The organism is Microbacterium phycohabitans (genome assembly GCF_032464935.1).
In the GTDB taxonomy this organism is placed as follows: domain Bacteria; phylum Actinomycetota; class Actinomycetes; order Actinomycetales; family Microbacteriaceae; genus Microbacterium; species Microbacterium phycohabitans.
On the sequence record NZ_JAWDIT010000002.1, the window covers coordinates 54,593 to 81,470 of the forward strand.

The 26,878-nt window shown below is 71.4% G+C and carries 20 protein-coding genes; 6 read left to right on the top strand and 14 right to left on the bottom strand.

The features are described from left to right. The first annotated feature begins 108 nt into the window (after positions 1-108). The gene (pgm, locus tag RWH44_RS04760) at positions 109-1,755 is read left to right on the top strand and encodes a phosphoglucomutase (alpha-D-glucose-1,6-bisphosphate-dependent) (RefSeq protein WP_298875943.1); all 1,647 of its coding nucleotides are present in this window, start codon (positions 109-111) and stop codon (positions 1,753-1,755) included. 687 nt (positions 1,756-2,442) lie between these two features. Here pgm and RWH44_RS04765 read toward each other — a convergent pair. The 12 genes from RWH44_RS04765 to RWH44_RS04820 form a co-directional block, all read right to left on the bottom strand. Next, a complete protein-coding gene (locus RWH44_RS04765; RefSeq protein ID WP_316003669.1) occupies positions 2,443-3,489 on the bottom strand; it encodes an NAD(P)-dependent alcohol dehydrogenase in 1,047 nt (348 codons plus the stop codon). A gap of 138 nt (positions 3,490-3,627) precedes the next feature. Beyond that, positions 3,628-4,263, bottom strand: coding sequence for a bifunctional 4-hydroxy-2-oxoglutarate aldolase/2-dehydro-3-deoxy-phosphogluconate aldolase (locus RWH44_RS04770; RefSeq protein WP_316003670.1), 636 nt, complete (start codon positions 4,261-4,263; stop codon positions 3,628-3,630). Next, a complete protein-coding gene (locus RWH44_RS04775; protein ID WP_316003671.1) occupies positions 4,260-5,270 on the bottom strand; it encodes a sugar kinase in 1,011 nt (336 codons plus the stop codon). The genes RWH44_RS04770 and RWH44_RS04775 overlap by 4 nt, the downstream gene beginning before the upstream one ends. Next, a complete protein-coding gene (gene kduI, locus RWH44_RS04780) occupies positions 5,270-6,118 on the bottom strand; it encodes a 5-dehydro-4-deoxy-D-glucuronate isomerase (RefSeq protein ID WP_316003672.1) in 849 nt (282 codons plus the stop codon). The genes RWH44_RS04775 and kduI overlap by 1 nt, the downstream gene beginning before the upstream one ends. A gap of 65 nt (positions 6,119-6,183) precedes the next feature. Then, positions 6,184-6,948 carry a 2-dehydro-3-deoxy-D-gluconate 5-dehydrogenase KduD gene (kduD, locus tag RWH44_RS04785; RefSeq protein ID WP_316003673.1) on the bottom strand — a complete coding sequence of 255 codons (765 nt, stop codon included), beginning with the start codon at positions 6,946-6,948 and terminating at the stop codon, positions 6,184-6,186. Further along, positions 6,945-7,796, bottom strand: a complete 852-nt coding sequence (locus RWH44_RS04790) for a fumarylacetoacetate hydrolase family protein (RefSeq protein ID WP_316003674.1) — start codon at positions 7,794-7,796, stop codon at positions 6,945-6,947. Before RWH44_RS04790 ends, kduD begins: the two co-directional genes overlap by 4 nt. Continuing rightward, positions 7,790-8,989, bottom strand: coding sequence for a glycoside hydrolase family 88 protein (locus RWH44_RS04795; RefSeq protein WP_316003675.1), 1,200 nt, complete (start codon positions 8,987-8,989; stop codon positions 7,790-7,792). The genes RWH44_RS04790 and RWH44_RS04795 overlap by 7 nt, the downstream gene beginning before the upstream one ends. 18 nt (positions 8,990-9,007) lie before the next feature. Then, the gene (locus RWH44_RS04800) at positions 9,008-9,682 is read right to left on the bottom strand and encodes a DUF624 domain-containing protein (RefSeq protein ID WP_316003676.1); all 675 of its coding nucleotides are present in this window, start codon (positions 9,680-9,682) and stop codon (positions 9,008-9,010) included. 2 nt (positions 9,683-9,684) lie between these two features. Continuing rightward, on the bottom strand, positions 9,685-10,599 hold the full coding sequence (locus RWH44_RS04805; RefSeq protein WP_298875968.1) for a carbohydrate ABC transporter permease: 915 nt from the start codon (positions 10,597-10,599) through the stop codon (positions 9,685-9,687). Then, the gene (locus RWH44_RS04810; protein WP_316003677.1) at positions 10,599-11,537 is read right to left on the bottom strand and encodes a carbohydrate ABC transporter permease; all 939 of its coding nucleotides are present in this window, start codon (positions 11,535-11,537) and stop codon (positions 10,599-10,601) included. The genes RWH44_RS04805 and RWH44_RS04810 overlap by 1 nt, the downstream gene beginning before the upstream one ends. Positions 11,538-11,606: 69 nt before the next feature. Next, positions 11,607-12,908, bottom strand: a complete 1,302-nt coding sequence (locus RWH44_RS04815) for an ABC transporter substrate-binding protein (RefSeq protein ID WP_316003678.1) — start codon at positions 12,906-12,908, stop codon at positions 11,607-11,609. Continuing rightward, a complete protein-coding gene (locus tag RWH44_RS04820) occupies positions 12,905-14,923 on the bottom strand; it encodes a DUF2264 domain-containing protein (RefSeq protein ID WP_316003679.1) in 2,019 nt (672 codons plus the stop codon). The genes RWH44_RS04815 and RWH44_RS04820 overlap by 4 nt, the downstream gene beginning before the upstream one ends. 150 nt (positions 14,924-15,073) lie before the next feature. On the opposite strand from RWH44_RS04820, the gene RWH44_RS04825 reads away from it, so the two are divergent. From RWH44_RS04825 to RWH44_RS04835, 3 genes are read left to right on the top strand one after another with little or no spacing between them, the layout of a single operon-like run. After that, positions 15,074-16,996, top strand: coding sequence for a heparinase II/III domain-containing protein (locus RWH44_RS04825; protein ID WP_316003680.1), 1,923 nt, complete (start codon positions 15,074-15,076; stop codon positions 16,994-16,996). Beyond that, entirely contained in the window at positions 16,993-18,093 is a 1,101-nt protein-coding gene (locus RWH44_RS04830) for a substrate-binding domain-containing protein (RefSeq protein WP_316003681.1), read from the top strand. Before RWH44_RS04825 ends, RWH44_RS04830 begins: the two co-directional genes overlap by 4 nt. Continuing rightward, positions 18,090-19,682 carry an acyltransferase gene (locus RWH44_RS04835; RefSeq protein ID WP_316003682.1) on the top strand — a complete coding sequence of 531 codons (1,593 nt, stop codon included), beginning with the start codon at positions 18,090-18,092 and terminating at the stop codon, positions 19,680-19,682. The genes RWH44_RS04830 and RWH44_RS04835 overlap by 4 nt, the downstream gene beginning before the upstream one ends. Before the next feature lie 81 nt (positions 19,683-19,763). On the opposite strand, the gene RWH44_RS04840 is transcribed toward RWH44_RS04835, so the two are convergent. Together RWH44_RS04840 and RWH44_RS04845 are read right to left on the bottom strand one after the other, a co-directional pair. Further along, on the bottom strand, positions 19,764-23,627 hold the full coding sequence (locus tag RWH44_RS04840) for an RICIN domain-containing protein (RefSeq protein WP_316003683.1): 3,864 nt from the start codon (positions 23,625-23,627) through the stop codon (positions 19,764-19,766). 145 nt (positions 23,628-23,772) lie between these two features. Further along, positions 23,773-24,819: a LacI family DNA-binding transcriptional regulator gene (locus RWH44_RS04845; RefSeq protein ID WP_316003684.1), complete on the bottom strand. Its 1,047-nt coding sequence runs from the start codon at positions 24,817-24,819 to the stop codon at positions 23,773-23,775. Positions 24,820-24,929: 110 nt separating this feature from the next. Between RWH44_RS04845 and RWH44_RS04850 the strand changes: the two genes are divergently transcribed. After that, a complete protein-coding gene (locus RWH44_RS04850; protein ID WP_298875988.1) occupies positions 24,930-25,853 on the top strand; it encodes a carbohydrate ABC transporter permease in 924 nt (307 codons plus the stop codon). After that, a complete protein-coding gene (locus RWH44_RS04855; protein WP_298875990.1) occupies positions 25,850-26,788 on the top strand; it encodes a carbohydrate ABC transporter permease in 939 nt (312 codons plus the stop codon). Before RWH44_RS04850 ends, RWH44_RS04855 begins: the two co-directional genes overlap by 4 nt. The last annotated feature ends 90 nt before the right edge of the window (positions 26,789-26,878 follow it).

Here is a 26,878-nt window from a genome sequence, read left to right on the forward strand (position 1 = left end):
ACGCACGGACCCCCTCCGGGGCGGTCGGGGGCCGCCGCCCGGCGACGGATTCGCCGAGAATGCGCAACAGCGTGTGCGCATGTCGGAGGGAGCGGGCAGACTGGGCGCATGAGCAGTCGCGCAGGACAGCCCGCCGAGGCATCCGATCTCATCGACATCGACGAACTGATCGCCGCGTATTACGACCGCAAGCCGGATGCCACGGTGCCCGAGCAGCGCGTCGCCTTCGGCACGAGCGGCCACCGGGGATCGTCGCTGAGCACCAGCTTCAACGAGGACCACATCCTCGCGACCACCCAGGCGATCGTCGACTACCGCGCGGCGCAGGGCATCACCGGGCCCCTGTTCCTCGGACGCGACACGCACGGACTGTCGCTCCCGGCGGAGCGCAGCGCCATCGAGGTGCTCGTCGCGAACGGCGTCGACGTGCGCGTCGACTCCCGCGACGCGTGGGTGCCGACCCCGGCGCTGAGCCACGCGATCCTCACCTACAACCGCGACCTGGCCGCCGACGACCCCGGTCGCGCCGATGGCATCGTCGTCACCCCCTCGCACAACCCCCCGCGCGACGGCGGCTTCAAGTACAACCCCCCGCACGGCGGCCCCGCCGACACCGACGCCACGGGGTGGATCGCCGACCGCGCGAACGCGCTCATCACGGCCGGCCTCGAGGGCGTGCACCGCACGCGTCACGCCGACATCGACCTCGACACCCTGGGCCAGTACGACTTCCGCGACGCGTACGTGCGGGATCTGGCATCCATCATCGACGTCGACGCGATCAAGAGCGCCGGCGTGCGCATCGGCGCCGACCCGCTCGGCGGAGCCTCGGTGGAGTACTGGGCGCTGATCGCCGAGGTCTACGGCCTCGACCTCACCGTGGTGAACCCCGAGGTCGACCCGACGTGGAAGTTCATGACGCTCGACTGGGACGAGAAGATCCGCATGGACCCCTCCTCCCCCTCCGCGATGGCCTCGCTGGTCGCCGCGCGCGACGAGTACGACATCCTCACGGGCAACGACGCCGACGCCGACCGGCACGGAATCGTCACGCCCGACGCCGGGCTGATGAACCCCAACCACTACCTGGCCGTCGCGATCGACTACCTCTTCTCGCACCGCGAGGGCTGGCCGACGGATGCCGCGGTCGGCAAGACGCTGGTGTCGTCGATGATCATCGACAAGGTCGCCGCCTCACTCGGCAAGACGCTGCTCGAGGTCCCCGTGGGCTTCAAGTGGTTCGTGCCGGGCCTGCTCGACGGCTCCGTCGCCTTCGGCGGCGAGGAATCCGCCGGGGCGTCGTTCCTGCGCAAGGACGGAACGGTCTGGACCACCGACAAAGACGGCATCCTGCTCTGCCTTCTCGCGGCCGAGATCCTCGCCGTCACCGGCAAGACGCCGTCGCAGCGCTACGCCGAGCTCGAGGCCGAGTTCGGCGCCTCGGCCTACCAGCGCGTGGACGCCCCCGCGACGCCCGCGCAGAAGTCGGCCCTGTCGAAGCTGTCTCCGGATGCCGTTTCGGCCACGGAGCTGGCCGGAGAGCCCATCACGGCGAAGCTGTCGCACGCGCCGGGCAACGGTGCGGCGATCGGCGGCCTGAAGGTGCAGACGGAGTCGGCCTGGTTCGCCGCCCGCCCCTCGGGCACCGAGGACGTCTACAAGCTGTACGCCGAGTCGCTCCGTGGCGAGGACCACCTGCGCGAGGTGCAGGAGGAGGCGCGGGCCGTCGTCTCGGCCGCCCTGGGTCAGGCGTAGCACCGTCGTCGAAGCGGCGCCGTCCTGGGGGCGGCGCCGCTTTCGCGCGTCCGGGCTCCGGGCGGTCGGTGGGTGCCGCTCTCGCGCGTCCGGGCTCCGGGCGGTCGGTCGGTACCGCTCGCGCGCGTCCGGGCTCCGGCCCGGCCGGGCGGGCGGTGCCGCTCGCGCGCGTCCGGGCTTCGGCCCGGCCGGGCGGTACCGCTCGCGCGCGGGGCGGTGCCGCTCGCGCGCGTCCGGGCTCCAGCCGGCCGGTGGGTGCCGATAAACGCCGATCCGTGCGAAACACGCGGCGACGCCGCGTTCCTGGCCAGGGAGAGCGTTTGTCGGCGATGAGGCTGCAGGGCGCCGCCGCGGCGGAACCGCGGCGGGCGTGCACACAGCGGTCCCGGCCACCGCGTCGATAAACGCCGATCCGCGCGAGACACGCGGCGACGCCGCGTTTCTGAACAGGGAGGGCGTTCATCGGCGATGAGGCAGCAGGGCGCCGCCGCGGCGGAACCGCGGCGGGCGAACGCACCGTGGTCCCGGCCACCGCATCGATAAACGCCGACCCGCGCGAGACACGCGGCGACGCCGCGTTTCTGAACAGGGAGAGCGTTTATCGGCGTCAGGGCGGAGCAGCGGGATGCCGCGGCCCCGACGCTCCGCAGAACGTCGGGGCCGCGGCATCCGGTGCCGGAGACGGAGTCAGGCGGGGGCGAAGGTCTTCGCGTCGATGACGAAGCGGTAGCGCACGTCGCTCTTCAGCACGCGCTCGTAGGCCTCGTTGATCTGATCGGCCGAGATGAGCTCGGTCTCGGGCGCGATGCCGTGCTCGGCGCAGAAGTCGAGCATCTCCTGGGTCTCGCGGATGCCGCCGATGCCCGAGCCCGCGAACGAGCGGCGGTTGGCGAACAGCGTGAAGACCTCGATGGGCAGCGGCTCCGGCGGGGCGCCGACGTTGACCATCGTGCCGTTGCGAGCGAGCAGGCCCAGGTACTTCTTGAGCTCGAGCGGCGCGCTGACGGTGTTGACGATGAGGTCGAACGTGTTCTTCAGCGACGAGAAGGTCTCGTCGTCCTTCGTGGCGTAGTAGTGGTCGGCGCCCATCTTCAGGCCGTCGTCCTTCTTGCTGAGCGTCTGCGACAGCACGGTGACCTCGGCGCCCATGGCGTGGGCGATCTTGACGGCCATGTGGCCGAGTCCGCCGAGGCCGACGACGGCGACCTTCTTGCCGGGGCCGGCGTTCCAGTGGTTCAGCGGCGAGTAGGTCGTGATGCCCGCGCAGAGCAGGGGCGCGGCCTTCTCGTACGGGATGGACTCGGGAACGCGCAGCACGAAGTCCTCGTCGACGACGATCTTCTCGCTGTAACCGCCCTGGGTGATCGTGCCGTCGACGTCCTTCGCGCCGTAGGTTCCGATGTTGCCCTTGAGGCAGTACTGCTCCTCGCCGGCCAGGCAGTTCTCGCACTCGCGGCACGAGTTGACCATGCAGCCGACGCCGACGCGGTCGCCGACCTTGTGCTTCGAGACATCGGAGCCGACCTCGGCGACCGTGCCGACGATCTCGTGGCCGACGGTCAAGGGGTAGGGCACGTCGCCCCACTCGCCGCGGATGGTGTGGATATCGGAGTGGCAGATGCCGGCGTAGGCGATGTCGATCAGGACGTCCTTCGGGCCGACCTCGCGGCGCTCGATGGTCGTGGGCTCAAGGGGTGAGGTCGCGGACGACGCCGCGTAGGCGTTGACGTGCATGGGTCTCCTCGGTGGGGGTCGATTCGGACGTATCGATCTTCTCCCGCCGACGCCCCCGCGGGTCGGGCTTGCACGGATGTGCGCGAAGTGCCAGGGATTGTCGCTTGCCGCCACCGGTGGGCGACGATTCCCGGCACCTCACGCGGAGACGGGTCGGGGGCGCGAGAGCAGGTGCGCCAGTCGCGGCAGCTGCGCGGCGTCTTCGAGGGCGGAGCCGACGGCCGCGACGCGCACGCCCGCGTCGAGGAAGACGGCGGCGTTGTCGGCGTCGAGACCCCCGGTCGCCACGAATCGCACGTCGGGGAAAGGTCCGCGGATGACGCGGAACCACGCGGGTGTGAGCCACGTCGCCGGGAACGCCTTGAGCCACCGCAGTCCGAGCGCCGTCGCCCGTTGCACCTCGCTGGGGGTGGCGACGCCGGGGAGGATCGGGATGCCGTGCTCGCGGGCCGCCATGACCACGGCGGGGTCGAGGCCGGGCGACACCAGGTAGCGGGCTCCGGCCGCGACGGCGACCGGCACCTGTGCGGGGTCGACGATCGTGCCGGCGCACACCGACAGCCCGCGCTCCGTCGCCGCGGAGGCCACGGCGCGCAGGGCATCCTCGTCGGCCGGGGTCTGCAGGGGAACCTCGACGGACCGGATGCCGAGATCCCACGCCGTGGTCGCGAGCTCGAGCGAGCGGTCCCGCCCCATCCCGCGCAGGATCGCCATGAGCGGCGCGTCGGCGAAGGCCCGGTCGAAGAAGGCGACGGTGTCGTCGGGAGGGGTCATGCGGGAGTCCTGTCGAGGGTGGGAGCGCCGAGGGTGGGGGCGTCGAGGGTGGGGGCGTCGAGGGTGGGGGCGTCGTGGATCGAGTCGCCGTAGGTACGGAGCGTGAGGGCGGCGCGTTCGTGCCCGGCCGAGAGGCGGGCGGAGGCGGCGAGGCCGCGAGCGCGGGCCGCGAGGTATCCCCCGGCGAACGCGTCGCCCGCGCCGACGGCGTCGAGCACCTCCACGCGCGGGGCGGGGACGAAGGTGTGCCCGTCGGCGGTGAAGACGGTGGCCCCGACCTCGCCGTCCTTGACGACGAGTTCGCTCACCGCGGGCAGGAGGGCGCGCACGTCGGCGTCGAGGGGCGTCGCCCACAGGGTCTCGGCCTCGTCGCGTCCGACGAAGACGATGTCCGCCGCGGTGGCGAGCTCCGCCAGCACCGGACCCGCGTCCGCCGCCGACCACAGGGCCGGGCGGTGGTTGACGTCGAAGCTCACCGTGACGCCGAGCGTTCGCGCCCGCGTCATGAGCGCGACGAGGAACGAGTGCGCGGAGGACGACAGCACCGCGGTGATCCCCGACACGTGCAGCACGTCGACGCCGTCGAGGGGGACCGTCGCGGCATCCGTCACCGAGAGGGCGGATGCCGCCGACCCGGCGCGGTAGTAGCGCACGCCGCGTCCGGGGTCTTTGACGTAGAGCCCGGTGGGTCGCCCGGGGTCGCGGACGACCCCCGCCACCTCGACACCGCGCGCGGCGACCTGCCGCAGCACGCGGTCGCCGAGGGCGTCGACCCCGAGCCGGCTGAACCAGCGGGCGGTCATGCCGCACGCGGCCGCGTGCGCGGCGACGTTCGACTCGGCGCCGCCGGCGTCGACGAGGAAGGTCGCGGCATCCACGACCCCTCCCCCGTCGGACGGCGCGAGCATCGCCATGGTCTCGCCGACGGCGAGGAGCACCCCCGCGGAGGCCCGAGACGAGGCGTCGGCGATCGCACGGGCGAGGTCGTCGGGCGTCACGGCAGCCATCAGCGCAGGTCGGTGATGGGGGCGGCATCCATGTCGTCGAAGGCCTGGTTCTCGCCCGCCATCGCCCACACGAACGAGTAGGCCGCGGTGCCCACGCCCGAGTGGAGCGACCAGCTCGGCGAGATGACGGCCTGCTGGTCGGCCACGATCAGATGCCGCGTCTCGTCGCGCTCGCCCATCAGGTGCACGACGCGGGCATCGTCGGGGAGGTCGAAGTACAGGTAGCACTCGGTGCGGCGGTCGTGCGTGTGGGCGGGCATGGTGTTCCACATCGACCCGGGATGCAGCTGCGTCACCCCCATCACGATCTGGCAGCTCTTCACGCCGTTCTCGTGGATGTACTGGTTGAGGGTGCGGCGGTTGCTCGTGACCTGGTCGCCGAGCTCGCGCACCGTCCCCTCGCCGGGCGAGACGAGAGCCGACGGGTAGGTCGTGTGAGCGGGTGCTGAGAACAGGTAGAACCGCGCACCCTCGCCCGTCGTGGCGTCGGCGTCGGCGAAGACCACGTCGCGAACGCCCCGGCCGAGGTACAGGCACGCGCCGGTGACGAGCTCGAACACCTCGCCGTCGGCGGTGACGGTGCCCGCCGCACCGACGTTGACGATGCCGACCTCGCGGTGCTCGAGGAAGTACTCGCTGCGGATCTCGGGGTACCCCGTGAGGGCGAGCTCCGTGGCCGCCGGAACGGCACCGCCGAGCACGATGCGGTCGTGGTGCGTGTAGGTCAGCCGCACCTCGCCGGCGACGAAGACGTCGTCGATGAGGAAGCGATCGCGCAGCTCGGCGGTGGTCATGCCCGGGATCTGCTCGGGGTGGGTGGCGTAACGCTGGGGGATGGACGCGGTCATGCGGGTCTCCTGGGGTCGATCCGGCGGGGCCGGGAGGGAAGGGGAAGCGGATCGGGCGGCGGGTGTCAGCGCACGAGCCATCCGCCGTCGACGGGGATGACGGCGCCGGTGACGTAGGCGGCGGCATCGGACGCGAGGAACACGAAGGCGCCCTGGAGGTCGGCGGGCGTGCCCCAGCGGGCGGCGGGGATGCGGGCGAGGATCGACGCCTCGCGGTCGGCGTCGGCGCGGATCGGGGCCGTGTTGTCGGTGGCCATGTATCCCGGCGCGATCGCGTTGACGGTCACCCCCGAGGAAGCCCACTCGTTGGCGAGGGCCTTGGTCAGCCCCGCGACGGCGTGCTTGGACGCCGCGTAGCCGGGCACGAGGATGCCGCCCTGGAACGACAGCATCGAGGCGACGTTGACGATGCGCCCCCACCCCTGGTCGATCATGCGGCGACCGGCGGCCTGGGACAGGTGGAACACCGCGTCGAGGTTGACCGCGAGCACGTCGCCCCAGTCCTGGGCGCTGTGCTCGGCGGCGGGGGCGCGGCGGATAGTCCCGGCGTTGTTGACGAGGACGTCGATGCGGCCCATCGCCTCGACGGCCTCGTCGATCGCGCCGGCGAGGTCGTCGCGCGATGCGGAGACGAAGTCGCGGCCGATCGTGTACACGCGGCGCCCGAGGCCGCGGGCGAGCTCGGCGGTGTGCGCGGCGTCACCGCGGTCGATGAGCACGAGGTCGGCGCCGGCCTCGGCGAGCGCGAGGGCCGCGCCCTGACCGAGACCGCGGCTGGAGCCGGTGACGACGGCGACGCGGCCGTCGAGGCGGAAGGTGTCGAGGATCATGCGTGCTCTCCCGGGGGTGCGATGAAGGTGGTCGTGAGCTCGCCGATCCCGCCGACGCGCACGGTCACGGCATCCCCCGCCCGTACGGGGCGGTGCGCGGCCTGGGCCGCGGCAAGCTTCTGCGGGGTGCCCGTCGACACGACGTCGCCGGGTTCGAGGGTGACGACCTGCGAGAGGTGGTGGATGACGACGGCGACCGGGAAGATCGTCGTCGCCGTCGACTGCGAGACCGTGACCTCGCCGTCGCGGACGACCTCGACGAGCAGATCCTGCGGGTCGACCTCGTCGGCGGTGACCACCCACGGCCCCAGCGGCGCGAAGCCGTCGAAGCACTTGCCGAGCGTCCACTGGCTCTGCGTGCGCTGCCATGACCGATCGGAGACGTCGTTGAGCAGCGTGTAGCCCGCCACGTACGACATGGCCTCGTCGATCGGGACCGCGTGCGCACGGCGCCCGATGACCACCGCGATCTCGCCCTCGTAGTCGACGTCGTCGGCCACGGCGGGGACCACCACGGCGTCGTTCGGCCCGGCGAACGTGTTCGGCGTCTTCGCGAAGACGTCGGGGGTGGCGGGATCGTCGGCGGTGGAGTCGACGCCGTCGGGCACGTGCCCGCGGTAGTTGTAGCCGAGGCAGAGCATCGTCCGCGGCACCACCGGCGCCTGCAGCGTGGAGGGGTCCAGCGGCGGCAGGGTCTCGGCATCCGTCCGCTGCACGAGGTCGCGGATGCCGTCGAGATCGGCGAACAGGTCGGGCAGCGGGCGCGGGCCGAGGTCGAGCGCGTGATCGCCTGAGGGTCCGGCCACCACCGCGACCGAGCGGTCGCCGACGCGCGCGAGCCTCACCACACCGGCCGCCATCCGGGGCGCGTGGCGCGGGCAAGGGCCTCGAGGTAGAAGTAGTCGCCCCAGAGGGTGCCCTCGTCGACGCCGACGTTCTTCGGCAGGTCGTAGACGCTGTGCAGCAGCACCGTGTCGGCATCCTCGGCCCGCGCGGGGGTGTACCGCGCGATGAGGGATGCCAGGATCCGATTGGCCGCGGCGCGCCAGCGTTCGGCCCCCTCGGCGTCGACCTCGGCGAGTTCGTACAGCCCGCACACGGCGATCGCGCCCGAGGAGCTGTCGCGCGGCGCGTCGGCGTCGTCGCCGTAGACGAGGTCCCAGAACGGCACGTCGTCGGCCGGGAGGTGCGCCAGGAAGTACTCGGCGCACGTGCGCGAGGCGTCCAGGAGCGAGGCGTCGCCGGTCGCGCGGTGGTTCATCGCGAACCCGTAGATGCCCCAGGCCTGACCGCGCGCCCAGCAGGAGTCGTCGAACGCGCCCTGCTCGGTGGCGCCGCGCAGGGGCTCACCGGTCTCGGCATCCCAGTAGAAGGTGTGGAACGTCGACCCGTCGGGACGCAGGATGTGCCGGCGCAGCTCGGCCGTGTGCCGTGCCACGACATCGCTGTAGCGGGAGTCGCCCGTCTGCTCGGCCGCCCACGTCAGCAGCGGCATGTTCATGAGGCTGTCGATGATCGTGCGCCCGCGCTGCGCGGGATCGGCCAGGTCGCCCCAGGCCTGGATGATGCCCGCCGAGGGCAGATAGCGCGCCATGAGGTGGTCGGCCGCGGCGAGCGCGCTCGCGCGGGCGTCCTCGTCGCCGAGGAGGCGCCAGGGCGCCACGCACGACAGCGTGTAGAGGAAGCCCAGGTCGTGCGTGTCGAGGTCGCGCTCCTCGCGCACCCGGCGACCGAAGTCGGCGGCGTGCGCGAGGGCGGCATCCCGGTAGACGGCATCTCCCGTGTGCTCGTACGCGATCCACTGCATGCCGGGCCAGAAGCTCGTCGTCCAGCCGCGGTTCTCGCCCTCGGCGAAGCCGGCGACGGCCGGCCGCAGCGGGTAGCGGTTGTCGCGCGTGGTGTCGTCGGGGTAGCGGATGCCGAAGGCGTCGATGTTCGCGCGGACGGTGTCGAACACCTGCGCGAGGGCGCGGTCGGTGTCGACGCGGGCGGTGTCGGCGCGGGCGGTGCCCACCCCGGCGGCGGGGGGAGAAGTGGTCATGCGGGGAGGTCCTTCGTTTCAGACGGCGGCGACGGTCGCGTCGGCCGGGAGCACGGGGCGGAGGCTGAAGCGGGCGTTGGCCCACACCAGGTAGAGCGCGGGCGCGGCGGTCAGCCCGAGGGCCAGGGCGGGAGAGGTGGTGAACAGCACGGCCTGGCCCACGAGCACGAGCAGGGTGACCGCGCTGAGGTACCAGCGGCGCACCGCGAGCACGGCGGCCGTCGACAGCAGCACGCGCAGGGGCGTGCCGGGGGCCTCGGCCAGTGCGGTCAGGGCGATCGGCGCCGTGGCCACGACGAGCAGCGCCACCGTCGCGCACAGCGGCACCACGACGACCGACCAGGATGCCGCCGACACGGCGCGCACGTCGACCAGGACGACCGCGAGGGCGAGGGCGACGATCGCGCCGATCAGGAGCGCCTTGGCGGCGGTGCGGCGCCACCCCGCCCAGAAGGCGCGGACGACGCGGGACTCCCCCAGCCCGTGGGCGCGGAACGTCGTGAGGGCTCCGGCGAGAGCGGGGGCGCACAGCGGGAGGGCGATCAGCAGCAGCGGCCACGACAGCGCCGGATCGGTGGTCAGGAGCAGGAACAGCAGCGGAGCGCAGCCGACGAGCAGCAGCACGTTGACCATGAGCCCGAGGTAGACCGTGGAGAACACGCTCGCGTAGGTGTCGTGGGAGATGCGTCGCATGATCAGCCCTTCATCCCGCTCGTGGCGATGCCCTCGACGAAATACTTCTGACCGAAGAGGAACACGATCGCGATGGGGACCACCGACATCGTCAGACCCGCGAACAGCAGCGCGTAGTTGGCGTCGTACAGCGTGCTGACGAAGCTCTGCAGGCCCAGCTGGATCGTCCACAGGTCGGGGTTGCGCAGGTAGATGAGCGGACCGAGGTAGTCGTTCCAGGTGTTCACGAACGTCAGCAGGGTGAGGCTCGCGATCGCGGGGACCGACAGGGGCAGCATGATGCGCGCCCAGATGCCGTACTCGCTGAGTCCGTCGAGGCGAGCGGCCTCGGACAGGTCCTCGGGGATGGTGTCGTAGTACTGCTTCATCAGGAAGACCCCGAACGCGCCGAAGGCCTGGATGAGGATGATCGCCCACAGGGTGTTCGACACCTTCAGGTTCGACAGCAGGATGAACTGCGGGATCATGTACGACTGCCACGGCACGGCGATCGTGCCGATGTACACGAGGAACAGCACGTCGCGGCCGGGGAAGCGCATCCGCGAGAAGCCGTACGCCGCGAACGAACCGGTCAGCACCTGCAGGAAGGTCACGACGACCGCGAGCAGGAGGGTGTTGCGGATCCACGTGAGCATGCCGGACTGCGTCCAGATGTCGACGTAGTTGCTCCACACCCACGTCTCGGGGAACCACTTCACGGGGGCGCTGAAGACGTCGTTCGGCGTCTTGAGCGAGCTCATGATCATCCAGAAGAAGGGCAGCAGCAGGGCCGCGGCCGCGACGATCATCACCGCGTAGCCGACGATGCGGCCGATGCGGCGGGCGGGGTGGGAGCCGGCGACCGGGCGACGGCGCGGCGGCTTGGCCCCCGCGGTGACGAGGGTGCGGGTGGCGTCGGGGACGAGGAGGTCGGTCATCAGGCGTCCCGCTTCTTGTTGATGAAGAACTGCACGAGCGTCACGACGATGCACAGGAGGAACAGCACGATGGATGCCGCGGAGGCGTAGCCGAACTGGTTCTCCTGGAAGCCCTTCTGGTAGATGAACTGCGACAGCACGAGCGTCGACTGTCCGGGGCCGCCCTGCGTCATGACGAGGATGAGGTCGAAGATCTTGAACGAGTTGATCGTGAGCATCACGGTCACGAAGAACGTGGTCGGACGCAGGCACGGCAGGGTCACGTTCACGAAGCGCTGCCAGACGTTCGCCCCGTCGACGCGGGCCGCTTCGTGCAGCTCGCGGGGCACGGTCTGCAGCCCCGCGAGGAACAGGATCATGTAGTACCCCATGTCGCGCCAGGTGCTGATGATGACCACGGCCGGCATCGCCCACTCCGACGAGGTGAGCCACCCGGGCGGGTTCTGCAGCCCGAAGAAGCGCAGGATCTCGTTGATCGGCCCGTACTCCGGGCTGAACAGGAGGTTCCACACCACTGCGATCGCCACGATCGAGGTGATGTAGGGGAAGAATGCGGCGGTGCGGAAGAAGGCCACCCCGCGCAGCTTGTTGTTCAGCAGCAGCGCGAGCCCGAGGGCCACGACCATGGTCAGTGGGATGTGCAGCGCCGCGTAGTAGAGCGTGTTCAGCAGGGCGATGCGGAAGCTGCCGTCGCCGATGAGGCGCTGGAAGTTCGCGATGCCGACGAACGCCGACGAGCCGAAGACGTTCCAGTTCGTCATCGACATGTAGAACAGCACGACGACGGGGACGAGCGTCAGGGCCGCGAAGCCGAGGAAGTTGGGGAGGATGAAGCTCCACCCGATGAGGGTGCTGCGCAGCGTCAGACGGGAGCGGCGCCGCGGCGGGCGGGGGTCCGTCTTCGACGCCCGGGGGCGCGTTTCGGCGATGGTCGCCATGGTGTCTGTCTCCAGATCGTGAGGGGCGACCGGCCCGGGAGGACCCGGGCCGGTCACCGACCTACGGGGTCAGCCGACGCCGACCTCGCTCTTGACGCGGTTCTCCGCGGTGGCGATGGCGTCGTCGATCGAGGTCGATCCCGACATCACGGCCGTGTGCAGGTCGAGCAGGATGTTCTGCACGGCGGCGGTCTTCGCCGAGGTGGGGTTCTCCTGCTTCGTCTCGTGCGTCGACCAGGCGAAGGTCGACAGCTCGTCGGTGGGCGCACCCGCGACCGCGAAGTAGGTGTCGGCGACGGCGGAGCTCGTCAGCGCCGGCGTGATCCCGAGGCCCGCGAGCACCTGCGCACCGTCTTCGCCGGCGGCGAAGGCCAGGAACTTCTTCGCGGCGGCGAGCTTCGTGGCATCCGCCGCCTTGTTGATCGCGAAGCCCGTGGGGTCGCCGAAGGTGACGGGGGTGTTCGACTCGCCCGTGGTCGAGGAGTCGTACTGCGGGATGGGCGCGAAGCCCCACGAGAAGGCGTCGGCCTCGCCCTTGGCCTGCTGGGCGATGAGGGTCGCGACGTACCAGGTGCCCATGGGCATCATCGCGGCCTGCTGCTTGCCGAACTCGGCCTGGTAGGTGAGCTTGTTGGCGGTGACGGTGTTGTACTCCACCTGGTCTCCGCCCGACTGCAGGGCCAGGGATCGCTCGTAGTACGGCTTCAGGTACCCGTAGTCGCCGGCCAGGATGTCGACGTCGGGCGACTGCGCGTTCGCGAAGCCCTGCACCGTCGACTGCCAGCTGTGCTGGTAGGTGCCCAGGGCCGCGGAACCGGCGGCGCCGAGCTTCGAGGTCAGCTGCTCGGCGGCCTTCTCGTAGTCGTCCCACGTCCACGACCCGTCGGGTTCGGCGACGCCCGCCTGGGTGAAGAGGTCCTTGTTGTAGAACAGCACCCAGGAGTCCTGGCGGTAGGGCACGGCCCACGTGGCGCCGTCGACCTCGAACGCCTGAGCGCCGCCGATGTCGCCGGGCAGCTCGACATCGGAGACGTCGGCGAGCTGACCGCCGGCCTGGTAGGTGATGAAGGTCTTGAGGTTCTTCTGCGTGATGATGTCGGGGCCCGAACCGGCGGCGAGGTCGGCCGTCATCAGGGTGTCGTAGTTGGCGGAGTCGTACTCCTTGACCTCGACGGTGATGTCGGGGTTCTCCTCGTGGAACTTGTCGGCGAGGGCCTGGAACTCCGGCGTGGTGCTGAGGCTCCACCCCGACATCGACAGCGTGACGGGGCCGCTCTGGGCGGGGGCCTCCGACGATCCGCCGCTGCAGGCGGTCAGCGACAGGGCGGCGACGATGCCCACCCCGGTCGCGACGACGATCTTGCGCTTCATGCGTGCTGCTCCTTTGCGATTGCGTGCCGGGCACCGCTTCGGGCCCGAGAGTGCCGGTGCGCCCCGCGCGGGGCTCCGGAGTCTGTGAGAGGGGTGCGCGTGCGCCGGCCGTCGGGCCAGGTCACCTCGACGACGGTGTCCTCGCCCGCGCCCTCGACCGCGAACAGCGGCTCCACCGCTTCGGCGATCGCGTCGCCCGTCAGGGCGACGAGCGCGGCGAAGGGCACGCCGACCACGGCATCCCAGGTCAGGACGGGGATGGCGGCCATGTCGCCGAGGGGGCTGGCCCCGCGGCGGATCGTCACGCGCGAGGTGGCCTCGGGAGTGAGGGCCCGGATGCCGGACACCCGGCCGTCGACCCGCGCTTCGGCCGAACCCGTCGAGGTGGCGTGCGCGGGCTCGGCTCCCGCGAGCGGCCACCCTCCCATCCGCACGCGCAGCGTGTCGAGGTCGACGCCCGGGGCGACGTGGTCGAGCCGCGCGATGCGCACCTCCCACGCGCCGCGGACGAGGGAGGTCACCGTCATCCGTCCGAGGGACTGCGCCGCGCCCGCGAGGCCGGCACCGTGCCGGTGCGTGGTGGGGGCGATGTCGACGAGGTGCACGTCGGATGCCGATGCGGCGATGCCGACGCCCTCGCGCACGATCGCGCCGAGCGGCTCGAGCGCCGTGCGGTGCGTGGCACGGCCCGCGGCGTCGACGAGGGCGACGGCCTGCTCGAGCGGATCGCTCCAGGCGAGGTCGTCGAGCAGCGGCGCCGTCGCGGTGGAGTAGCCGATACGGGCGTACAGCGGGGAGTCGGCCGTCCGGGCGCCGGGACGGGCCTTGTCGGTGCCGTGGTTCACGACGCGCACGATGCCGTCGGCGCGCGTTCCCGACACGATCCAGCCGGCCGCGGCGACGGCGCGCAGGTCGTCGGCCTCCGTGATCGGCAGGGGCTCGTCAGGGGCGGCCCAGACGTCGTGGTCGGCGGGCAGCAGGATGCCCATGAGGCCTTTGACCGCCCAGTAGGGCGAGCCGGGACCCGAGTACGACTGAGCGAGGGCCGGCCACTCGTGGTGCCATCCGAGCGTGAGCACGCGGTCGCCGTCGGGCGCGCCCCGGGCGACGAAGTGATCGACGATCGCGCCGGCCGCGTGGCGGAGGCGTCCCGCACCGGTCGAGGGGACCCCGGCGATGGCACCGGCCCAGAACGGCGCCGCGGCGGCGAAGCGGTAGATGAGGCTGCGCCCCTGCAGGAGGGGCGAGCCGTCACCGCCCACGAGGTGCACGGCGTCGAGGAGGAAGCGGTCCAGCCGCGCGACGTCGACGGCGCGACGCTCGTCGGCCAGCTCGGCCGCCCCCGTCATGCGGGGCCAGAGCACGGGGTAGACGTGCAGGGCCCAGCCGACGTAGTGGTCGAAGGCGCGCTCGTCGCCGTCCGACAGCCAGCCGTCCTCGCGCACGAAGGAATCGTGGCGGGCGAGATCGGCGGTGATGTCGGCCGCCGACCACGGGCCGCCGACCGAGCGCAGGAACGTCTGCACGACGATGCGGAACCACACCCAGTTCGTCTGCGGGTAGGTGTCGTCGCCCACGACGGGGGCTAGGTAGGCGATGACCCGATCCCGCGTACGTGCGTCGAGGGCGTCCCAGATCCACTCCCGCGTCAGATCCAGGGCGAGGGCGAGGGATGCCGCCTCGACCTTGGCCTGAGCGTGCTCGTCGATCCGCACCCAGCGGTCGGCCGCATCGGGGTCGACCCCCGTCCGCACTCCTTCGGCGAAGAAGGCGATCAGCTCGTCGACGCCCTGCCCGCGCGCTCCCGCGATGCGGAAACCGGCGAGGAGGAAGACCCGGGCGAAGCCCTCGAGACCGTCGACGGCGGCGCCGTACCCGCCCGCGTCGCCCGGGAAGACGATGCGCCCGTGACCGTCGCTCGCCTGCCGCATCGCCGTGTCCAGCAGCGCATCGGCGACGGCGAGCCAGTCGCTGCGCTGCCCACCGGCGAGGCGGGGAAGAGCGGAAGTCGCCACGGGTTCTCCTTCGAAGGCCGTCCGTCCACCGGGGTCACGAGGTGAACGTTGGCGAGCGTATCAATCAGAAAACAACACCACAACATCTTTTCTGAACTTTAATGATCGTTTATGATCGTTTCAGCGACGCACCCCGCCCGAAGGAGACCGATGCCGTTCCCCACCCCCGTGTTCCGCGGCCCCCTCGCCGCGATCGTCGACGGCGCTGAGGTGCGCCCACCGGATCGAGCGCTGCCGGTCGCCCCGGCGTCCGATCGCTCGGTGTGGGACCGCGCCGGCGGAACGGCCGACGGGGTCGGTATCGACGAGATCCTCGCCCGCGCGACGACCGAACGGACCACCCCCTGGCCTCAGCCCCGAGCCACCGACGCCGCCCGCGTGCACCGCGACGGCGATCGCACCGCGTGGGAGGCTGCCGCCTTCGAACGACAGCGGCGTCTCAGCCGCGCCGCCGTCGCCGCCGCCGTCACCCTCGACGAGGGGTGGATCGACGAGGTCGTCGACGGAGTGGTGCTGCTGTGCGAACAGAGCTCGTGGTGCTGGCCCGCTCACGACGACACCCGACGCGTGCACGGGGCGGTGCTCGCGACCGTGACCGACCCGTTCGTCGACCTCGGCGCGGGCGAGGCGGTGGCCCAGCTCGCCTGGATCGACCACCTGCTCGGGTCCGCCCTCGACTCCCGGGCCCCCGGCGTCCGCGCCCGGATCCGTCACGAGGCGCGCGTGCGCGTCTTCGACCCGTTCCAGCGGCGACGCGATTGGCACTGGATCGGTCTCGACGGCGACGTGCACAACTGGAACCCCTGGATCCACGGCAACGTCATCGTCGCGGCCCTGCGCCTGCTCGACGCCCCCGCCGACGCGGAGGAGCGCGACCGGGTTGTGGGCCTCGCGGTCGAAGGGCTCGATCGGTACGTCGCCGCCCTGCCCGCGGACGGCGCGATCGACGAGGGCTACGCGTACTGGTGGAACGGCGCGTGCCGGGCGCTCGAGGCGCTCGACGTGCTCGCCCACGCGACCGCCGGAGCCGTCGACGCGACGGGCATCGCCTCGCTGCGCGAGACCGTGGCCTTCCCCCACCGCTCGCACCTGGGCGGCGACTGGTTCGTCAACCACGCCGACGGCCAGGCCCGCCCGCCCGCCGATCAGCCCTGGCACGCCCTGCACCGCGCCGCCCGGCGCTACGGCGACGACCACGCCGCCGCCCTGGCCGCGAGCCACCGGCATCCGGGATCACCGGCGGCGACCGAGCGCGAGGGCCTGGGCCGACTGCTGCGCGGACTCACCGATCCCGCCTGGGTGACGGCATCCCCCGCCTCCCCTCCCCTCCCGCGCGACGTGTGGCTGCCCTCGACCGAGGTGCTGCTCGCGCGCGGCGAGGGAGGCTCCGCCGCCGGCCTCGCGCTGGTCGCGAAGGGCGGTCACAACGCCGAGCACCACAACCACAACGACGTCGGCTCGTTCCTCGTCGCCGTCGACGGCGTGCCGGTGATCGTCGACGCCGGTCGTCCCACCTACACCGCGGCCACCTTCGGCCCGGACCGCTACGACATCTGGACCATGCAGAGCGCATGGCACAACCTGCCCGTCGTGCGCGGGCGCACGCAACCGGCGGGGAGGGATGCCGCCGCGCGCGGCGCCGCGGCCGAGATCACCGAGGAGCGCACGACGTTCTCCGTCGACCTCGCGGGCGCATACCCCGGAGCGGGGCTGGCCTCGTGGCGGCGGCGCGCGACACTCGACCGCGGGGAGAGCCTCGTCGAGATCCTCGACACGTGGAGCTTCGCCGACGGCGCCTCCACCGACTCCGACACCGTGGTGCACCTGATCGTCGCCGGCACCGTGCACCTCGAGCCCGACGGCGCGCGGGTCTGGCCGATCGACGGAGCCCGCCCGGTGCGTCTGCGCTGGCCGAGCGACGTCGAGGCGACCGCGCGGGCGCGCGACCTCGACGATCCGATGCTCGCCGAGGTGTGGGGCGAGCGACTCACGCGCCTCGCCCTGCCCCTCGCATCCCGCACTCAGCTCCGGCTCACGGTAGAACTGGACACACCGATCGAGGACCTCCCATGACCGACACCACCGGGCATCAGCCCCTGGCCGCGGAACGCCGCGCCCACATCCTGAGCGCTCTGCACAGCGACGGCGCCGTGCGGATCTCGCAGCTCACCGAAGACCTCGGGGTCGCCACCGTGACGCTGCGCCGCGACCTCGCCCAACTCGAGAAGGAGGGGGTCCTGCGGCGAGTGCACGGCGGCGCCGTGGCCGGGGAGAGCACCCCGACGCGCGCCCATCCCTCGGCCGACGAGACGCAGGCCGGGTCGATCGCGGTCCTGGTCCCCTCCCTCGCGTACTACTGGCCCGGGGTCGTGCGCGGCATGGAGACGGCCGCGCAACGCCTCGGCTACAAGATGCTGCTGCGCGGAGCCTCCTACGAGTTGCAGGACGAGCGGCCCGTGCTCGATCGCCTCGTCGCGAACGGCGACGTGCGCGGTCTGATCGTCGCTCCCAACACCGACACCGCCCACGCGGGCGACGTCATGAGCTGGCTGGCCGACTGCCCGGTGCCGAGCGTCCTCGTCGAGCGCGACGCCGTGCGCGGGGCGGGCGGCATCCCGATGGAATCGGTGACGACCGATCACGCGCTCGGAGCGCTGCTCGCGGCGCGGCACCTCGCGACCCTGGGCCACCGCAAGGTGGGGCTGATCCTCTCGCGCCACTCCCCCACGTCGCGCAAGATCGCGGCGGGATGGCAGACCGCGTGCGAGGAGCTCGCCCTCACTCCCGCCGACCACTTCGAGCAGACCCTGCCCGATCGCACGAGCCCCGACTTCTCCGACGTGGTCAACGCGACCCTCGACTCGGCGCTCGCCACCGGCGTCACCGCCCTGCTCGTGCACTCCGACCCCGAGGCGATGGCCTTCGTCGACCTCGCCTTGACCCGCGGGATCTCGGTGCCCGACGACCTGTCGATCATCGCGTACGACGACGAGGTCGCCCAGTTGTTCACCCCGGCCCTCACGGCCGTGAGCCCGCCCCGGGCGAGCGTCGGCGAGGCCGCCGTGGAACTCCTCGCCCGGCGCATCGCCGAGCCGGACCGTCCCGTGCATCGCGTGCAGCTGAGCCCGCGGTTGAACGTGCGCGCCTCGACGGCGGCCCCGCGATCATGAGCACGCCCTCGGCGCGCGACTTCTCGCCGTGGACGTTCGCCGCCGAGGCCCCACCCGAGGAGCGGGAGCGCGCCCGTGCGCACCTGGCCGCGCTCACGGGCGCGCATCCCGGGTGGCGCATCGGCGACGACGTCTTCCTCTCGGAGCACGCCGGCATCGATCCGGAGGCCTTCGCGATCGGCGATCGCTCGTACGTCGCCACCGGCGCCTATCTCACCGGCACGGTGAGCATCGGCGCGGACTGCTCGATCAACCCCTACGCCGTCGTGCGTGGTGACGTGCGTCTCGGCGACGCGGTCCGCGTCGGCGCACACACCTCGATCATCGGCTTCAACCACTCCTTCGAGCCGGGCACCGAGGTGTTCCGCCAGCCCCTGACCTCGCGCGGCGTGCGCATCGGGTCGGATGTATGGATCGGCTCGCACGTCGTCGTGCTCGACGGCGTCACGGTCGGCGACCAGGCGGTGCTGGCGGCCGGCGCCGTGGTGACCAAGGACGTCGCCCCCGGCGCGATCGTGGCCGGCAACCCGGCCCGCATGCTGCGGTGGCGCGTCCCTCCCGCGCGGGAGGCCGATCCGCTTCGCACCGAACTCGCCCGCTTCGCCGACCGCGCCCGCGACGAGCTGCCGGCGATCCTCGATCGCGCCGGCGCCGAGGGAGGCTTCCGCGATCACCCGGGGGCGACCTCCTCGCTGCGCGCACTGTGCGACGCGGTCGAGCTCTCCGCGCTGCTGCACGACGCCCCTCCCCGCGGCGACGATCGCGCCGGATGGATCGAGCGGATCGCGGCGCACCAGCGCCCGGCCACGGGCCTCACGACCGACGCGGCCACGCTCTGGGACGACCCCGACGCGGCGTACGGCGTGCTCAGCGCCGGGTACGCCCTCGACCTCCTGGGCGGCCGCTTCGCCCACCCGCTCGCCGACGTCGTCGAGGCGGATGCCGCGGGCCTGGTCGCGCGACTCGACTCCCTGCCGTGGGACACCGACCCCTGGCGCGCCGGACACCACGTCGACGCGATCGGCACGGCCCTGCACTGGAGCGGTCGGCGGCGGGATGCCATCCCCCCGGGATTCGCCGAGGCGCTGTTCGGGTGGCTCGCCCTCCGCGCCGATCCGGGCACGGGCATGTGGGGTCGCCCCGGCGTCGACGGCGACCTCCGGCTGCTCGTCAACGGGTTCTACCGCGCCGCGCGCGGCACCGTCGCGCAGGTCGGCCTCGACGTCTCGCATCCCGAGGCCGTCGTCGACACGGTGCTCCGGCACGCCCGCGACGACCGGTGGATGCGCCCCGACCGTCGCGACGCCTGCACCGTGCTCGACATCGCGCATCCGCTGTGGCTGACGCGCGCCACGGGATACCGCCGCGACGAGGTGCGCACCCTCGCCGACGATCTGCTGCGACACGCGCTCACCGGCTGGCACGCGCAGGCGGGCCTCTCCTTCCGTCTGGATGCCGGAGAGCCGAGCCTGCAGGGCACCGAGATGTGGCTCGCGATCGTCTGGTACCTCGCCGATCTGCTCGAGTGCTCGGACGCGCTGGGCTACCGCCCGCGGGGCGTGCACCGCCCGGAGCCCGCTCCGCGCTGACCGCGTCGGTCCCCGCACAGATGACGCGGCCGCGCCGCTCGCTCCGAGGCGAACGACGCGGCCGCGTGTTCTGGGGGGGGGTCAGCTCTCCGTGGAGCCGGCTCCGCGACGGCGGCGCCACAGCACCAGCCCGCCGAGCAGGAGCAGGAGCACCGCTCCCGCACCCGTCACGGCGAGGCCCTCGGCGTGCATGCCCGTGTTCGCGAGGCCCGCGGACGAGCCGCCCGCCGTGGTACCCGAGCCCGCGGACGAGCCGGAGCCCGCGTTCGACCCGTTACCCGCGTTCGAACCGTTACCCGCGTTCGACCCGCCGCCGGCACCCGCGCCCGCGCCCGGGTCGATGCCCGTACCCGTACCCGGGTCGGTGCCCGTGCCCGGTTCGACCGGAGCCGCCTCGGGCACGATCGCCGCCGAGCGAGCCGACGCAGCGGTGTACCCCGGAGCGGATGCCGTGACCTCGACCGAAATGTCGCGGCCCTCGTCTGCGGCGGTCAGCGCGTAGGAGTCCGCCGTGGCGCCGTCGATCGCCGTGCCGTCGCGCAACCACGCGAACGACAGCGTGGCATCCGCCGGATCGGTCGCGGCGGTCGCCCGGACCGTCGAGCCGACCCGCGGCTCGCCCGTGAGGGTGGGCGTGTCGACGCCGACCGTGCGCGAGACCGTGACCGTGTAGGTCTGCTCCGTGCCGTCGGGCGCCGTCACCCGCACCGACCCGACACCGCCGGCGGCTCGCGCCGTCTCGGCTGCGTCACCGGGCTGGGTGATCTCGACCGCGGCATCCTGGTCGACGGCGAGAGCGTGCAGCTGCGGCCACGCCGAACCCGTCGAGGCGACGGTGTACTCGAACACCTTCGGGTCGAAGCCCGCCAGGGGCTCGTCGCCGACGGTGAGGCGAGCGAGGTCGGCGACGCCGGCGGGCGAGGCCGTGGCCGCGTAGATCTCGACCTCCGAGACGATCATGTGCGTCTGCGGGCGGGCGTTCAGGATCACCCGCACCTCGTCGGCCGCACCCGTGACGGGGACGTCGACCTTCGGCGCACCGTTCGCGGGCGTCGGAACGGCGACCTCGTCGCCCTGCACCCAGTCGCCCCCGCTCACGCGGTGGTCGACGCGCAGGGTCGTGGGCCAGCTGAGCGAACCACCGTCCTTGAAGAACTGCACCGACACGTGGCTGAGGGTCTCGCGCTTCGCGAGGACGTAGCTCAGGGTGTCCTGCGTGTTCTTCGCACCGCCGCGCCAGTTCGACCAGCCCTTGTCGGTGGTGATGCCATTGATGGTGTTGCCGACGGGGTAGCCCGACTCGGTGTAGGTCGCCGAGGGTGCGCTCTGCGGGGCGACGTTGTTCTCTGCCGCCTCCGTGACGATGACGGTCAGCTTCGCGTCGAGACGCTCACCGGCGGGGCCGGTTGCGACACCGGGCACCGAGACGGTCCCGGGCTGCGCGAAGGCGGAGTCCGCCACACCGTCCCAGTTCCATTCCACGGGGAGGGAGAAGCCCGCACCCGACGGGGAGAGCTCGGCCTGCACCGTGGTGTCGGCCTGACTCTGGACCGCGTCCAGGGCGCTCCCGGCGGCGACAGTGATCGAGGCGGGACGCGTTGCGGTGTAGGGACCGACCTCGACCGTCGCCGTCGCCTCGAAGGCGCCGCCGAACAGGTCGGTACCCGTTCCCCGGACCGTGACCGTCCCCGGACGCGAGACGTCGACGCCGTCGAGCTGCCAGGTCACCGAAGCGCTGCGCTGGATGCCGCCGGCGTACCGGACCGTCACGGTCGAGGGAAGGGTTGGCGCCACGTCCACGGCCGTGGCAGCGGACACCGGGTCGGTGCCGACGATGGTGGTGCCGGCGATCTTCCACTGCTGGTTTCCGCCGCCGTTCGACGTCCACAGGCCCACGGTCGCGCCGGGGGTGGTGCTGGCCTGGTTGACGTCGAGCACGCGCTCGCTCGCGACGTTCAACAACGAGAAGTACTCGCCGTCGATCGTCGACGCCATCCACTGCGTCGCGGGATCGCCCGCGGCCGCGGCCGGGTCGGCATCCACCAGAGCCGTGCCTCCGTTGCGGGATGCCAGGAACTTCCCGGTTCCGTTCTGGAGCGTGAAACGGTGGCGGTTCGTCCCCTCGCCGTCGATGGTGCGCACGGTCCACGACTGCGCCTGCGCAGCCTCGACCGTCGTCGCGTTGGCGCGGATCGCAAGCCCCGAGGAGGCGTCGAGGGCCAGACCGCTCTGCAGGCCCGAGAGCTGCACCGTCTGGCCGTCGCGGAACGCCGCGGCATCGGCCGAGACGCCGGAGACCCCGTCGATGACGAACGTCGTGACCGACTTCGCCGGCACGGTGAGGGTCGCCGTACGGGTCGTCGGGTCGACCGCCACCTTCGCGCCCTCCTTGAGCGCGTTGACGGTGGGCTCGTCGACCGTCGACTGGGTGGTCACGACGGGGGTGACCGTGGCGCCGGGGGCGATCGTCCCGAAGTCGCTCAGGTCGATCTGCACGGTCTTCTCGGAGGCGTCGGAGTTGACGTGCACGATCGTCGCACCCTGACCGTCGGCGTCGACCGCGGCGGTCGACTGCGCGTTGTCGGTCGACATCAGTCGGTCGCCCGGGTGGATGTAGTGCGTGAAGTTGCGGACGGTGTTGTACTTCTCGTTCGTCAGCACCTTGCACGACGGGTCCGCCTCGCCGTCGGCGATGCGGCGGAGCGACTTCCCCTCGGCGTTGCAGTCGAAGTCGATGTAGACGCTGCCCCAGTTGAGGTTCTCGACCTTCTGCATGTTGTAGAGGTCTTCGACCGGCTGCCAGAACACCCACGCGCTCGGCTCGAGCTCGCGGAGGTCGCCCACGATGTGCTCGGCCATTCCGATGCCGTTGTTGATGTCGTTGGTCGTGAAGCCGCCGGCGGTCCAGTTGCCCTCGACCTCGCTCATCCACAGCGGCTTGTCGGCGGCCTTGGCGATGTCGCGCACGACCTGGCGACCGCTGGTGCCGTAGGTGTGCACGTTGAGCTGGTCGACGAGGCTCTTCGACTGCGCCGACCAGGTGTTCCAGTTCGACGCGAAGATCCCGGGGTTGGTCTCGTCCATCGCCGAGATGACGGCGTCGGTGGTGGTGCTCGGCTGGGCGAGGCGAGCGGCGAGCGCCTTCACCATCGCGTCCTGGGCCTGCGGACCGATGTGCGCCCCCTCCTGGCGTCCGCCGGTGGGCCATTTCGCCCCATTGGGGATCTGGGTCTGCCAGTAGTTCGTGTTCGGCTCGTTGAACGGGTCGATCGTGTCGAACTGGATGCCGTGGGCCTTCTCGAGCTCATCGACGACGTTCACGAGGTACCCGGCGAATTTGTCCATGTCGGCCGGAGCGAGCTGCTCGCTCGTGGCGTTGTTGATGCCGCCCGAGACGTAGCCGCTCTGGGTGAGGAAGTACGGAGGCGAGTTGCTGAACGCCTCCCAGTGGGTGACCTTGTCCTTGAGCGCATCGATCCACCACCGCTGGGCGGAGTCTGCGTCGAAGTCGTAGGCGTTCGGGTCGTCCGGGTTCCACGCGGCCTTGTACCGATCGCGGTCGTCGTAGTCCGACGTGATGGCGCCCTGGGCGTCGCTCGCCGGCAGGTCGGGGTTCCAGAATCCGGGAACCGCACCGCCGGGCCGCAGGTACGCCGGAACGTCGGAGGCGTTGCCGCCGCCGATGTTGTAGCGCGCGATGTTGAGGTTCAGGCCCTCTTCGCCGAACACGGCGTCGAAGAGCTTCTGACGCACATCGGCCGGGTAGTTCCCGGTCGCGTTCGCGAACCACACCAGGCTCGTCCCCCAGCCCTCGAAGGGATCCGCCGCCGTGGCGGGGTTAGGGGTGATGCGCACGGTGGATGTGGTGGCCGCCGCAGCGGGCGCCGCGGGAGCGACGGTCGTGGCCGCGACCCCGCCGGCAGCCAGGGCGACAGCGCAGGTCATCGACAACAGTCGAGCTGACTTCATCGTCATTCCGATCCGGCCGCCACAGTGCGGCCTCGCAGGTGGTGATGTTGACGTCAACATGTTGACGTCAACACTCAACCTAGCGGACGGCCTCGACGGGCACAACGCCCCGAGGGCGCCCTCAGCGACGAGGGCCGGAACTCGCCCGCACGACCAGCGAGGTCGGCACGAGGGTGCGCGCGTGCTCGCCGCCACTGCCCTCGATGTCGGCGATGAGGGCGGTCATCGCCTCCTCGCCCACGCGCTCGAAGCGCTGGCGGACGGTCGTGAGCGGGGGCCAGAAGTTCGCCGACTCGGGCATGTCGTCGAAGCCGACGACACTGACCTCGCCGGGCACGGCGCGCCCCGTCTCGTGCAGGGCGCGGATGACGCCGAGCGCCATCTGGTCGTTGGCCGCGAAGACGGCCGTCACGTCGGGCCTCGCCGCCAGCGCGAGGCCGATGCGGTGCCCCGACTCGGCCGTCCAGTCGCCGATCTGCACGTCGGGCACCCGGCATCCACGCTGCTCGAGGGCGGCGCGCCAGGCGTCGCGGCGACGTTCGGCGGCGAATGACTCCGGGGGCCCCGACACGTGCCACACCGTCTCGTGGCCGAGGTCGAGCAGGTGCTCCGTCGCGAGCCTCGCCCCCTGAGCCTGATCGTTGTCGACCACCGCGTAGGGATAGTCGGCGCTGGAGTCGACGACCACGACGGGCAGCCCCGACGGGATCGACAGCTCGTTCTCACCGAGGCGGTGCGTCTCGATCAGGATGACGATGCCGTCGACGGCGTGCTCGCGCAGGCGGAGGAAGGCACCGGACACGTCGGACTGCGAGGCCGACTGCACGGTGATGAGGGTGATCGAGTACCCGGATGCCGCCGCCATCGACGCGAGGGCGTCGAGGGTGCGCGTGTTGCCGTAGGAGCTGAGCGAGAACATAATCACGCCGATGCTGCGGAAGCGCCCCGAGCGCAGGGCGCGCGCGGCGCTGTTGGGGCGATAGCCCAGCGCCGACATGGCGTCGAGCACGCGCTGCCGCGTCTCGGGGTCGACGTTCGCGCGCTCGTTGGCCACGCGCGAGACGGTCTGACCGGACACCCCCGCGGCCGCGGCCACGTCGGCCATCGACACCTCCCGACGACGCTCGCGCGTCGGGATCGCGGCCGACGTCGTCGTCGTTTCGCTCATGCCTGCCCCCTCGGGATGTTGACGTTGACACCTTAGCGCGCGGGGGTTATGTTTACGTCAACATCCCGACGACCCGGCCGGGATGCGCACCAACGAAGAGGCACCGGACGATGACGACCACCGCGGCACCCCCGCCCGCCCTGCGCACCCCGCGGCGCAAGCGGCGCGCACGAATCGACGATAGAGGCTGGCTGTTCGTCGCCCCCTTCGCCCTCGTCTTCGCGCTCGTGTTCCTGGCTCCGCTGGCGTACAGCGTGTACCTGAGCCTCTTCCGCGACCAGCTCATCGGCGGCAACGCCTTCGTGGGCTTCGAGAACTACGTCACCGCCTTCGGCGACCCCAAGTTCTGGGACGGCTTCGGCCGCGTGGCGGTGTTCCTCGTGGTGCAGGTGCCGGTCATGCTGCTGCTGGCGCTGGCCGCGGCCCTCGCGATCGACAGCGCCCGCCTGCACGCCGCCGGCTTCTACCGCATCGTCATCTTCCTCCCCTACGCCGTGCCGGCCGTCGTCGCCGTGCTCATGTGGGGCTACATCTACGGCGATCAGTTCGGCCTGACCCGCAACCTCAACGACCTGCTCGGCGGACAGTTCGTGCAGCCCTTCCTGCCCGAGTGGATGCTGCTGTCGATCGGCAACATCGTCACCTGGCAGTTCGTGGGCTACAACATGCTGATCTTCTACTCGTCGCTGAAGACCATTCCGAACGAGCTCTACGAAGCGGCATCCATCGACGGGGCGGGCGCGTGGCGCACGATCTTCTCGATCAAGATCCCCGCGGTGCGCGGCGCCATCGTCATCGCCACGATCTTCTCGATCATCGGCAGCTTCCAGCTGTTCAACGAGCCCAACATCCTCAAGCCGCTGGCGCCGAACACGATCTCGACGTTCTTCACGCCGAACATGTACGCCTACAACCTGTCGTTCGCCGGCCAGCAGTACAACTACGCCGCCACGATCGCCATCATCATGGGCGTCATCACCGCGGTGATCGCCTACGTCGTGCAGCTGCGCGGCTCACGTCAGGAGGCGCGATGACCACCGCGACCGCACCCCGCACCGACACCGTCGCCGTGACCACGCCCCGTTCCGGCCGCAGCCGCGCGCGCTTCGCCCGCACCTCGCCGACGCACAGCAAGAAGTCGATCGTGCTGAGCATCGTCATGGGCCTGTACCTGCTGTACACGCTCGTGCCGCTGTTCTGGCTCGTCATCAACGCCACCAAGACCCAGCCCGACCTCTTCACCACGTTCGGCCTCGGCCCCGGCAACAGCTTCGCCCTGTTCGACAACATCGCCCAGACGCTGACCTACCGCGACGGCATCTTCGTCCGCTGGCTCGGCAACACCCTGCTCTACGTCGTCGTCGGAGCGGGCGGGGCGACGCTGCTCGCGACCCTCGCCGGGTACGGTCTGGCCAAGTACAACTTCCGCGGCCGCAAGGCGGTGTTCGCCGTCGTCCTCGGCGCGATCGCCGTGCCCGGAACGGCGCTCGCGGTGCCGACCTTCCTGCTGTTCAGCCAGCTCGGCATCACCAACACCCCCTGGGCGATCATCATCCCCTCGCTCATCAGCCCCTTCGGGCTGTACCTGATCTGGGTGTACGCGACCGACGCGATCCCCACCGAGCTGCTCGAAGCCGCGCGCATGGACGGCGCGGGCGAGTTCCGCACGTTCTTCACCATCTCGATCCGCCTGCTCACGCCGGGCATCGTCACCGTGCTGCTGTTCGCGGTCGTGGCGACCTGGAACAACTACTTCCTGCCGTTGATCATGCTCAGCGACCCCACCTGGTACCCGCTCACCGTCGGGCTCAACCAGTGGAACGCGCAGGCCATCGGCGTGGGCGCCCAGCCCATCTACAACCTCGTGATCACCGGGGCGCTGCTGTCGATCATCCCGATCGTCGCCGCGTTCCTCGTGCTGCAGCGCTTCTGGCAATCGGGCCTGAGCGCGGGCAGCGTCAAGCAGTGATCCGCTGACCCCCCACACCGCCTCGTCCCGGTCACGGGACGTCGCACCTGCAACCGCAACACATCCACAACAACGAAGTAGAGGAATCCG

What these genes read in the sequence shown, in the direction of transcription:
- kduI (WP_316003672.1), bottom strand. Translation starts at nt 6,118, where the DNA reads ATGACCGCGTCCATCCCCCAGCGTTACGCCACCCACCCCGAGCAGATC.
- RWH44_RS04845 (WP_316003684.1), bottom strand. Translation starts at nt 24,819, where the DNA reads ATGAGCGAAACGACGACGACGTCGGCCGCGATCCCGACGCGCGAGCGT.
- RWH44_RS04835 (WP_316003682.1), top strand. Translation starts at nt 18,090, where the DNA reads ATGAGCACGCCCTCGGCGCGCGACTTCTCGCCGTGGACGTTCGCCGCC.
- RWH44_RS04795 (WP_316003675.1), bottom strand. Translation starts at nt 8,989, where the DNA reads ATGACCACTTCTCCCCCCGCCGCCGGGGTGGGCACCGCCCGCGCCGAC.
- kduD (WP_316003673.1), bottom strand. Translation starts at nt 6,948, where the DNA reads ATGATCCTCGACACCTTCCGCCTCGACGGCCGCGTCGCCGTCGTCACC.
- RWH44_RS04810 (WP_316003677.1), bottom strand. Translation starts at nt 11,537, where the DNA reads ATGGCGACCATCGCCGAAACGCGCCCCCGGGCGTCGAAGACGGACCCC.
- RWH44_RS04805 (WP_298875968.1), bottom strand. Translation starts at nt 10,599, where the DNA reads ATGACCGACCTCCTCGTCCCCGACGCCACCCGCACCCTCGTCACCGCG.
- RWH44_RS04855 (WP_298875990.1), top strand. Translation starts at nt 25,850, where the DNA reads ATGACCACCGCGACCGCACCCCGCACCGACACCGTCGCCGTGACCACG.
- RWH44_RS04775 (WP_316003671.1), bottom strand. Translation starts at nt 5,270, where the DNA reads ATGGCTGCCGTGACGCCCGACGACCTCGCCCGTGCGATCGCCGACGCC.
- RWH44_RS04830 (WP_316003681.1), top strand. Translation starts at nt 16,993, where the DNA reads ATGACCGACACCACCGGGCATCAGCCCCTGGCCGCGGAACGCCGCGCC.
- RWH44_RS04850 (WP_298875988.1), top strand. Translation starts at nt 24,930, where the DNA reads ATGACGACCACCGCGGCACCCCCGCCCGCCCTGCGCACCCCGCGGCGC.
- RWH44_RS04840 (WP_316003683.1), bottom strand. Translation starts at nt 23,627, where the DNA reads ATGACCTGCGCTGTCGCCCTGGCTGCCGGCGGGGTCGCGGCCACGACC.
- RWH44_RS04770 (WP_316003670.1), bottom strand. Translation starts at nt 4,263, where the DNA reads ATGACCCCTCCCGACGACACCGTCGCCTTCTTCGACCGGGCCTTCGCC.
- RWH44_RS04765 (WP_316003669.1), bottom strand. Translation starts at nt 3,489, where the DNA reads ATGCACGTCAACGCCTACGCGGCGTCGTCCGCGACCTCACCCCTTGAG.
- RWH44_RS04815 (WP_316003678.1), bottom strand. Translation starts at nt 12,908, where the DNA reads ATGAAGCGCAAGATCGTCGTCGCGACCGGGGTGGGCATCGTCGCCGCC.
- RWH44_RS04825 (WP_316003680.1), top strand. Translation starts at nt 15,074, where the DNA reads ATGCCGTTCCCCACCCCCGTGTTCCGCGGCCCCCTCGCCGCGATCGTC.
- pgm (WP_298875943.1), top strand. Translation starts at nt 109, where the DNA reads ATGAGCAGTCGCGCAGGACAGCCCGCCGAGGCATCCGATCTCATCGAC.
- RWH44_RS04800 (WP_316003676.1), bottom strand. Translation starts at nt 9,682, where the DNA reads ATGCGACGCATCTCCCACGACACCTACGCGAGCGTGTTCTCCACGGTC.